7 protein-coding genes and 2 pseudogenes are annotated in these 9,241 nt (G+C 70.6%); 1 reads left to right on the top strand and 8 read right to left on the bottom strand.

Translation table 11 applies throughout. The annotated features are described in order from the left end of the window. Window positions 1-1,393: pseudogene (locus ACFV0G_RS16060) on the bottom strand (hypothetical protein); the annotation flags it as partial. A gap of 601 nt (window positions 1,394-1,994) precedes the next feature. Here ACFV0G_RS16060 and ACFV0G_RS16055 point away from each other — a divergent pair. Further along, a pseudogene (locus ACFV0G_RS16055) lies at window positions 1,995-3,062 on the top strand (TIM-barrel domain-containing protein); the annotation flags it as partial. A 39-nt stretch (window positions 3,063-3,101) separates the two neighbouring features. On the opposite strand, the gene ACFV0G_RS16050 reads toward ACFV0G_RS16055, so the two are convergent. The 7 genes from ACFV0G_RS16050 to ACFV0G_RS16020 all read right to left on the bottom strand — a co-directional run bounded on the left by ACFV0G_RS16050 (window position 3,102) and on the right by ACFV0G_RS16020 (window position 9,125). Further along, entirely contained in the window at window positions 3,102-3,212 is a 111-nt protein-coding gene (locus tag ACFV0G_RS16050) for a hypothetical protein (RefSeq protein ID WP_380547058.1), read from the bottom strand. 41 nt (window positions 3,213-3,253) lie between these two features. Continuing rightward, window positions 3,254-4,108, bottom strand: coding sequence for an arabinofuranosidase catalytic domain-containing protein (locus ACFV0G_RS16045; protein WP_380547056.1), 855 nt, complete (start codon window positions 4,106-4,108; stop codon window positions 3,254-3,256). 45 nt (window positions 4,109-4,153) lie between these two features. Then, a complete protein-coding gene (locus ACFV0G_RS16040) occupies window positions 4,154-4,861 on the bottom strand; it encodes a FadR/GntR family transcriptional regulator (protein WP_380547054.1) in 708 nt (235 codons plus the stop codon). Beyond that, window positions 4,852-5,106, bottom strand: coding sequence for a hypothetical protein (locus ACFV0G_RS16035; RefSeq protein WP_380547052.1), 255 nt, complete (start codon window positions 5,104-5,106; stop codon window positions 4,852-4,854). The genes ACFV0G_RS16040 and ACFV0G_RS16035 overlap by 10 nt, the downstream gene beginning before the upstream one ends. Window positions 5,107-5,226: 120 nt before the next feature. Continuing rightward, a complete protein-coding gene (locus ACFV0G_RS16030; protein WP_380547050.1) occupies window positions 5,227-6,552 on the bottom strand; it encodes an L-fuconate dehydratase in 1,326 nt (441 codons plus the stop codon). 91 nt (window positions 6,553-6,643) lie between these two features. Further along, the gene (locus ACFV0G_RS16025; protein ID WP_380547048.1) at window positions 6,644-7,684 is read right to left on the bottom strand and encodes an ABC transporter permease; all 1,041 of its coding nucleotides are present in this window, start codon (window positions 7,682-7,684) and stop codon (window positions 6,644-6,646) included. Beyond that, complete coding sequence (locus tag ACFV0G_RS16020) at window positions 7,677-9,125, bottom strand: sugar ABC transporter ATP-binding protein (RefSeq protein WP_380547046.1); 1,449 nt, start codon at window positions 9,123-9,125, stop codon at window positions 7,677-7,679. The genes ACFV0G_RS16025 and ACFV0G_RS16020 overlap by 8 nt, the downstream gene beginning before the upstream one ends. Between the last annotated feature and the right edge of the window lie 116 nt (window positions 9,126-9,241).

The following is a 9,241-nucleotide window of genomic DNA, read 5'->3' as shown; positions in this document are numbered from 1 at the left end:
CCGGGCGGCGGCGCGGGCGGGGCGGGTGGGCGGGGGGCGGGGGGGTGTCGCCACCTCGGGGGGTGATGTGGTGTGATTTGCGGCTGATGTTCTTCACCACCCCGGGGGCGGCCGCGGCGGCGGGCGCGCACGGCGGGTTGTAGACGGTGTGGTACTCGACCGTCGGGTCGGAGAACTTGCCGACCATGATGCCGTTGCCGGCGATGTCGGAGAGGTAGTTGCCGATCGCGCTGCTGTTGTGGACGCCGTGCGAGAAGTCGAGCGCGGTGGAGCCCAGCTGCGAGAAGACGTCGTTGGAGACGGTGACGCGGTCGGCGGCCGCGGCCTGGACGGCGGCCGGCGGGCGGCCGACGTACTGCTGGTTGGAGGTGTTGGCCGAGATGTTGTAGTTGCCGCCCTGGCCGTTCAGGTAGCCGTTGGTGCCGGCTTCCATCCAGGTGGTGTGGGTGAAGGTCAGCCCGGAGAACCGCAGATCGTGGGCGGGGCTGTCGAGGCTGGTGCCCTTGACGTCGAAGAGGGTCTGGACGGTCGGCGCCTTCACGGAGGCGGTGGACATGTCCTCGCCCGGGCGGGGCTTGTAGTAGAGGGTCTGCGTGGTCGTGTCGACGTAGAACTCGCCCGGCTCGTTCAGGAACTCGTGCGCGTTCTCGAAGTGGAACGGCGAGTTGTTGGCGAGCACCGGGAAGGGGCGCTGGAAGAGGATGCCCGCCTCGTGGTCCTGGATCGATATGTTGGCGGTGCTGCCCGCGGTGCTGATCGACTTCAGCCGCAGGTAGCTCTCACCCCACTGGGTCTCCAGCATCATCTCGACCTGGTTCAGGTTGCCCCAGTTCGAGACCTGCGAGCTGGGCACCTTCAGCAGCTTGTTGGTGGTGTCGCTGCCCTGCAGGTTGAAGTCGGTGCCGGCGTCGGGGTAGCGGGCCCGGGTGGCGCGGACCCCGTTGACGTACAGCTGGCGGAAGTTGAGGGAGCCGATGGACGCCTTGTACTCGCCGTTGGCGGCCGCGGTCCAGCCGGTGATCGACTTGCCTCCGCTGATCACCGGCGTCTCACCGTTGTACGCCTGGTAGACGACCGTGTGGCCGTTGGTGCCCGAGTCGGCGGTACCGAAGGTGATCGGACCGGTGAGGGTGTAGGTGCCTCCGCGCAGGTTCACGACGATGTCGTCGGCCATGTTCGCGTTGATCGCCCGGACCGCGTTCTGCGCGGCCTGCACGGTCCTGAACGCGGAGGCGGTGCTGGTACCGGAGTTGCTGTCGTTGCCGTTGACCGGGTCGACGTAGAAGTTCGTCGCGGCCGCGTAGGCGGGTTGGGTGGGCAGCGTGGCGGCGAGGGCGACGGCTGCCGCTGCCATCGCCTTGACCGTCACCGCACCGATCCGTCGGGGTCTCATCTGTGGTGTCCCTCCTCCAAGCCCCGGTGGCTTATGAGTTGCATTTATCGAGCCCGATGAGCATCCATGTCAAGATGATTGGCATGCTCATATTTCCTGGCCGAAACACCGTCGACATGAGGATCTGTCAGGCAGACCGGAAGAAGCTGCAGGTGGGGCGACAGGATCTCGGCTCCGAGTGGGGCGCCGATGGGCAAGCCAACCCGAATAAGTAGGACTCATATGCTGCCCGGTTTGCTCTGGCCAATCCTTAACATCTGCTGGAGTATGGCCGAAGGCGGCCAGCCTTCTGGCCGAGGGCATTTCGACGCGATCTGATGGCTGATGACACTGCGACAGGCGCGAGCCCGGCGGCAGCGGTAATCGAGAAGAACGGGGGAGTCGTCCTGTCGTACAGCATCCGCGCGGGCGGTCTGGAGCGCTGCACCGCCGAAGAGGTCCTCCGCATCGAGCCTTGGGGAGCGCATGCCGTGCGGGTCAGGGCCTCGTCCGGGACCGTCGCCCCACCGCCCCTGGCGCGCTGGGGACCGCATCGCCCTCTCCCCGAGCCGAACTGTCCGTCTCGGACGACGGCTGCGCCCGTCTGGTCAACGGCCGCATCGTGGTCGTGGCTTCGGCGGACGGCCGACTGAGGTTCTGCCACGCCGGCTCGGGTCGTGAACTCCTGGCGGAGGGGCGCCCGGACGCGCACGGGGCCGGCTCTCGGTTCCACGCGGCGGACGGTCGGGCGGAGCAGTCCTTCGAGGCGTACGACGGTGAACGGCTGCACGGCCTGGGACAGCACCCGCACGGGCGCCTGGACCAGAAGGGCCGTGCGGTCGACCTCGTCCAGGCCAACACGGTCGCGGCCGTTCCCTTTCTGCACTCCTCACGCGGCTACGGGCTGCTGTGGAACAACCCCGGCACCGGCCGGGTCGAACTGGGCACCGACGCCACCCGGTGGACCGCCGACGCCGACGGGCGCATCGACTACTGGGTCACGGCCGGCGACACCCCGGCCCAGATCCTGGACGCCTACACCCTGGCCATCGGGCCGCCGCTCCTCCCCGACTGGGCGCTCGGCTTCTGGCAGTCGAAGCTCCGCTACCGCAGCCAGGGCGAACTTCTCTCCGTGGCAAGGGAGTACAACAAGCGCGGACTGCCGCTGTCCGTCATGGTCTGCGACTTCTTCCACTGGCCCCGGATGGGCGACTGGCGCTTCGAGGAGAGCGAGTGGCCCGATCCGACCGCCATGGTGGAGGAGTTGGAGGCCCTCGGGGTGAAGCTCGCCGTCTCGGTATGGCCCACCGTCGAACCCGGCAGCGAGACCTACGACGAGCTCCGCTCGGCCGGACACCTCGTCCAGGACGAGGCCGGAGGCCTGCTCACCTTCCCGTGGCCGTCACGGTACGGCGGGGAAGCGCTGATCCGCCCGATGGCGTACTACGACGCCACCGACCCGGCGGCACGCGCCGCCCTGTGGCAGCGGCTGAACGACAACTACCGTATCCACGGCGTGGCCTGCTTCTGGCTGGACGCCTGTGAGCCCGACCTTCCCCCGGACCTCGCCGCGCGCGCCGTCTACGCCGCCGGGGCGGCCGCCGAGGCCGCGAACCTCTACCCGTTGGAGCACGCCCGCGCGGTGGCCGACGGCCTGCGCGCGGCGGGGGAGGACCGGCCGCTGTCGCTGGTCCGCTCCGTGTGGGCGGGCAGCCAGGCGCACGGGGCCCTACTGTGGTCCGGCGACATCCCGCCCACAGAAGGTGCCGGCGCTCGCGTTGCGGTTGGTCCGGCAGCAGTCCCCGCCGCTGCCGAGGATCACGGCACCCTGCTTGTGCATCGGGCTCCACCCGGCGGGCAGCGCGCCCCTGTAGAGCGGGGTCAGGCCGCCGGAGGGGAGTCGGCGCCGTTGAGCGCCATGTGGGTGGTGCCGTCGTTCTTGAGCATCGCGGTGACGAAGCGGCTGGTCTGGGAGACCTGGTTGGGGTTCCACGTCTTGCTGCCGCTGGAGAACAGGCCGTTCTCCAGGTCCGCCTGCACCCACGGCCCGGGCCCGCCGCATCCGCCGAAACAGCATTCGGTGCCGAAGTTGATCGCGTCCATGGCGCCGTTGCCGTCGGCCTTGTGGTCGATCTCAGTGTTGCCGTAGTCGAAGCAGCAGCCGCCGTTGACGTGGGTGCCGCTGGTGACCATGTACTCGCCCTCGGGCGAACTGCCGGTGGGCACGGCACCGGCGGAGTTGTAGGCGAAGTAACTGTTGCCGGGGTTGATGTAGAGCGCGTACGCCTTCCGGCCGCCCACGGTGAGCGCCTCGGTGGTCGCGGTGGCCGCCGCGTCGTCGCCGCCGGTCCCGCCGGGCCCCTGGTGGACCAGGGTGTTGCCGCTGCCGGACTGGTCGTAGACGCGAGTGATGGTGCAGGCGGTACGCGCACAGAAGGAGTCCTGCGCCCCGGCGTCGGCGACGCCTCCGGCGGCCAGCACTCCGACGTCCTGCAACCTGCCGTCCGAGGCCCGCTGCACCTGGCAGAGCGCCCCACTGTAGGAGGCGAACAGCGCACGGGTGGTGCTGTGCGCCGCGACGCACGGCGTGCCGCCCGCCGCGTAGATGTCGCACGGGCCCTCGGTGGCGGCGCGGGCGGTACCCGCTCCGGTGAGAAGACCGACGACCAGCACCGCTGTCGCCCCCGCCGGGGGCAGTGCCCGCCGGGCGCGGCGCAGCCACGATCGCATGGACATGGATGGAGCTCCTTCGCAGGGTGGGGAAGGTCCGTGCTCAGGCCTTCATGCCCAGGGGAGGGCTTCTCCCGCCTGCAGGTGCTCGCTCAGCCACAGCGCGGTGTTGCTGACGTGCATCAACGCGGCGGCCTGGCTGAGCGAGGCGTCGCGGAGCGACAGCGCCCGGAAGATCGCCTCGTGCTCGGCGATGGTCCGGTCCGAGGACTGGGCGTCGACCAGACCGCGCCAGGTGCGGGCCCGCAGTGTGCGCCCGGAGATGCCCTCCAGGAGCGTGAGCAGTGTCTCGTTGCCCGTGGCTGCGATGACGGCGTGGTGGAACGCGGCGTCGTGGGCGTTGAGCAGTTCCACGTCGTCACGCGCTTCGCGCATGGCCTCCAGGTGCCGCTCGACCTCGGCCAGCTGCTCGGCGGAGATCCGGGCGGCGGCCAGCGCGGTGGCGGCCGGTTCCAGGAGCCGCCGTACCTCGAAGAGATCCTGCACCGCGGCGGAATCGCCCTGCAGCAGCTCCACCGCGCCGCCCAACCCCTCCAGGAGCAGGCTCGGCTGCAGACTCGTCACGTAGGTGCCGTCGCCCCGACGGACCTCCAGGACCCGGGCGACGGCCAACGCCTTCACGGCCTCCCGGGCGAGGTTGCGGGAGAGGCCGAGCTGGGCGGCCAGCTCCTGCTCGGGCGGGAGCTTCGAACCCGGTGGCAGCGCCCCGCTGCGGATCAGCTCCCGGATCTGCGCGATCGCCTTGTCCGTCAGAGACACCGCGCACTCCTTCCGGGCCTGTCTCCGACAGGCACGTTCCGTCCGACCTGTACCGCAGTCCGCATGCCGAGGGTGACGTCGATGATACTGGGACGGCTGTACGGGAACGCGACCGCGGCGGCGGGCAGGACGTCGTCGAGGGCGGACTGGTCGAGGTCGCCTGTCACGGCGGCCCCGAAGCCCGGTTCGATGAGCTCGACGGACGTGTTCGTGATCTTCCGGCGGCCCATGGTCGGTTCTGTCAACTGAGCTCCTCCTGCTGTGCGGTTCGGTACGACGGCCTGGGCGAGCGGGTGGTCCGACGCCGTGCAGCGAACAGCAGGCGTCAGCACGTTCCCGGGGGCCCTTCAGCCCGGATCCGGGCGTCAGACACGGGCCGTCCAGACCGGGCCGTCGGGGTAGGTGTACTCCTTGAGCGAGGCCGGGTGCATCTGTGCGCTCAGCCCGGCCAGGGTCGGCGCGAGGTAGTGGCCGTCCTCGATGCGGACGGGGTCGACGAAGTGCTCGTGCAGGTGGTCGACGTACTCGATGACCCGGTCCTCGGTCGTGCCGGAGACGGCGACGTAGTCGAACATCGACAGGTGCTGCACCATCTCGCACAGCCCCACCCCGCCGGCGTGCGGGCAGACCGGCACCCCGAACTTCGCGGCGAGCAGGAGGATCGCGAGGTTCTCGTTGACGCCGCCGACGCGCGCGGAGTCGATCTGCACGATGTCCACCGCGGCGGCCTGCAACAGCTGCTTGAAGACGACCCGGTTGGCGATGTGCTCGCCGGTGGCGACCCTGATGGGGCCGACCGCCTTGCGGACGGCGGCGTGGCCGAGGATGTCGTCGGGGGAGGTGGGCTCCTCGATCCAGTACGGGTCGTAGGGGGCGAGGGCGCGCATCCACTCGATCGCGGGTGCCACGTCCCACCGCTGGTTGGCGTCGACGGCGATGCGGATGTCCGGGCCGACCGCCTCGCGGGCGACCCGCATGCGCCGTATGTCGTCCTCCAGGTCCGCGCCGACCTTCAGCTTGATCTGGGTGAAGCCGTCGGCGACGGCCTCGCGGGCCAGGCGGGTCAGCTTCTCGTCGGAGTAGCCCAGCCAGCCGGGGGTGGTGGTGTAGGCCGGGTAGCCCTGCTCCAGAAGACGGGCGATGCGTTCCTGGCGGCCCGGTTCGGCACGGCGCAGGATGTCCAGCGCCTCCTCGGGGGTGAGCGCGTCGCTGAGCCAGCGGAAGTCGACCTGGGCGACCAGCTCCTCGGGGGTCATCTCGCCGAGGAACCGCCAGACGGGCCGGCCCGCCCGCCTGGCAGCGAGGTCCCAGGCGGCGTTGACGACGGCCCCGGTGGCCATGTGGATGGCACCCTTCTCCGGGCCCAGCCAGCGCAGCTGCGGATCGTGCACGAGCGAGCGGGAGAAGGACCCCAGGTCGCCGCAGACGTCCTCGACGGACCGGCCGACCACGTACGGGGCGAGGGCCGCGATGGCCGCGGCCTGGACGTCGTTGCCGCGTCCGGTGGTGAAGGCGAGGGCGTGGCCCTCCAGTCCGTCGCCGGCGTCGGTGCGCAGCACCACGTAGGCGGCGGAGTAGTCGGGCTCGGGGTTCATGGCGTCGGAGCCGTCGAGGTGTTCGGAGGTGGGGAACCGCACGTCCAGGACGTCCAGGGCGGTGATGCGGGCGGAAGCGGGCGCGGACGAGGACATGCGGCAACTCCTGTGAGGAACACGGGGGCGATCCCCTCGTGGCGAGACGTGAACGCGGCGTGGGCCGGGCGGCGGTCGGCAGCCGCCCGGGTCACTCCTGGACCTTGCCGCCGGTGATCCGGGAGATGGCGAGGGCGACCAGGATGATCAGGCCGTTGAGGGCGCCGATCCACTGGGCGGGGACGCCCGCCAGAGTGAGCACGTTCTGGATCATGAAGAGCAGCAGGATGCCGCAGAACGCGCCGAACATGCTGCCCTTGCCGCCGTTCAGGCTGATCCCTCCGATGACGGCGGCGGCGAAGACGGTGAAGATGTAGCCGTTGCCCTGCGCGGAGGCGACCGAGGCCAGGCGTCCGGACAGCAGCAGGCCGGCGAGGGCGGCGAGCACGCTGCCCGTCACGATGACGATCCACAGCACCCGGTCGGTGCGGATGCCCCCCGCCCTCGCCGCGTCGACGTTGCCGCCGATGGCGTACAGCGAGCGGCCGAAGCTGGTCCAGCCGAGCACCACGACGGCGATGGCGAACAGGGCCAGGCAGATCCAGATGGAGGCCGGGATGCCGAACCACTGGGCGGTGCCGAGGTAGAGCATCGAGTCCGGCAGCTGGAAGAAGGTCTGGCCGCCGGAGATGCCGGTGAGGATGCCGCGCAGCACGATCAGCATGCCGAGGGTGACGATGAAGCCGTTGAGGCCGAAGCGGATGATCAGCAGCGAGTTGATCACGCCGACGAGCGCTCCCACGGCCAGGGTGACAGGGATCGCCCAGGCGCCGGGGAGCAGACCGAGACCGTGTCCGGCGCCGACCGGGACGACCAGCCAGGCCGCCACACCGGGCGCCAGGCCCATGGTGGACTCCAGCGACAGGTCCATCTTCTTGACGATCAGGATCATCGTCTGGGCGAGGACCAGCAGGGCCATCTCGGACATGGTCTGCAGGACGTTGACGAGGTTGTCGCCCTGCAGGAAGACGGGGTTGACGATCTGGCCGACGATCGCGATGACGACGATCGCGGGGACGAGGGCGAGGTCGCGCAGCCGGGCCAGGGGGATCCGGCCGCCGAGCAGCGCGGTGCGCCTGGGCTCGGGTTCCACGGCCCGGGCGGCTGTGTCCGCGAGGACGGTTTCAGGCATTGAGGTCCACTCCTTCCATCGCGGCCACGAGTTCGTGGTCGTGCCAGCCGCGGGCTGTCTCCGAGGTCACCCGGCCCTGGAACATCACCAGGACCCGGTCGCACATGCGCAGGTCGTCGAGTTCGTCGGAGGCGATGAGCACTCCGGTGCCGGACTCCGCGGTCTCCTCGACCTTGCCGAGGAGGAACTCCTTGGAGCGCACGTCCACACCCGCGGTCGGGTTGATCAGCACCAGCAGACGCGGATCGTCCGCCAGAGCGCGGGCCATCACGACCTTCTGCTGGTTCCCGCCCGAGAGCGCGGAGACGGGCAGCTCGGGTCCCGGGGTCTTGATCGCCAGCTTCTCGATCATGTTGTCGGCGAGCCGGTCCCGTCGGGCACGGCTGAGGAAGCCGTTCTTGCCGAGCCGGTGCGGCACGGACAGCGTGGCGTTGTCGGCGATCGACATGTCGGGAACGAACCCCTGATGGTGCCGGTCCTGCGGGACGAACCCGGCGCCCGCGGCGAGCGCGGCGGGCACGCTGCCCGGCCGGGGCCGCCGCCCGGCGATCTCCACCTCACCCGTCTGGGCCGCCCGCAGCCCCACGACGGTCTCGGCGACCTCGGTGCGACCGCTGCCGGCGGCGCCGGCGAGTCCGACGATCTCCCCGGCGCCCACCTGGAAGGTGACGTCATGGAAGGAGCCGTCACTGCCCAGCGCCTGCACGGACAGCGCAGGCGGTGCGGTGAGGTCGAGGCTGCTCGACCGCACCTGCAGCCGGTCGGCCGCCGCCTCACCGGTCATCGCGGAGACCAGCTCGGCGCGGGGGAGCTCCGCGACCGGCGCGGTCACGATGTGCGCCGCGTCGCGGAACACCGTCACCATGTCGCAGATGTCGTAGACCTCCTGGAGATGGTGGCTGATGAACAGGAACGTCACGCCCTGGCGCTGCAGCTCGCGGATGCGCCCGAAGAGACGGGTGATGGCCGCCCCGTCGAGCTGGGCGGTCGGCTCGTCCAGGACGATGAACCGCGCCCCGAAGGACAGCGCCCGGGCGATCTCCACGAACTGCCGCTGCTCCACGCTCAGTTCGCCGGCCGAGGTCTGCGGGTCGACGTCCACCGACCACGTCGCCAGCAGCTCCTGCGCCCGCCGGCGCACAGCCTTCCAGCTGATGAGCCGGCTGCGGCCGTGGTCGTGCCGGTTCAGGAAGAGGTTCTCGGCGACGGTCAGGGTGGGGATGATCGTCGACTTCTGGTAGACGCAGGCCACGCGCTGTCGCCAGGCGTCGCGGTCCGCGAGGCGCGGTGCGGGGTCGCCGCCGAAGGTGACCGTTCCCTCGTCGGGGGCCTGCAGGCCGGTGAGGACCGACACCAGGGTGGACTTGCCCGCCCCGTTGCGGCCGACGAGCGCGTGGGTCTCGCCGGGCCTGATGGTGATCCGGGCGCCGTTGAGGGCCACCGTCGGACCGAATCGTTTGACTAAGCCCGTCGCCTCGACCTAACGGCGCGCGTCGCGGTCCCTCCCCGCCGGACCCCCGGGCGGGGCGGGGGGGTGGATACCCTACCCCACGCGCG

This window comes from Kitasatospora sp. NPDC059571, from assembly GCF_042735675.1.
Classification (GTDB): domain Bacteria; phylum Actinomycetota; class Actinomycetes; order Streptomycetales; family Streptomycetaceae; genus Kitasatospora.
This window is presented reverse-complemented; position numbering and strand designations above follow the sequence as displayed.

What these genes read in the sequence shown, in the direction of transcription:
- ACFV0G_RS16050 (WP_380547058.1), bottom strand. Translation starts at nt 3,212, where the DNA reads ATGCACAAGCAGGGTGCCGTGATCCTCGGCAGCGGCGGGGACTGCTGC.
- ACFV0G_RS16030 (WP_380547050.1), bottom strand. Translation starts at nt 6,552, where the DNA reads ATGTCCTCGTCCGCGCCCGCTTCCGCCCGCATCACCGCCCTGGACGTC.
- ACFV0G_RS16045 (WP_380547056.1), bottom strand. Translation starts at nt 4,108, where the DNA reads ATGTCCATGCGATCGTGGCTGCGCCGCGCCCGGCGGGCACTGCCCCCG.
- ACFV0G_RS16025 (WP_380547048.1), bottom strand. Translation starts at nt 7,684, where the DNA reads ATGCCTGAAACCGTCCTCGCGGACACAGCCGCCCGGGCCGTGGAACCC.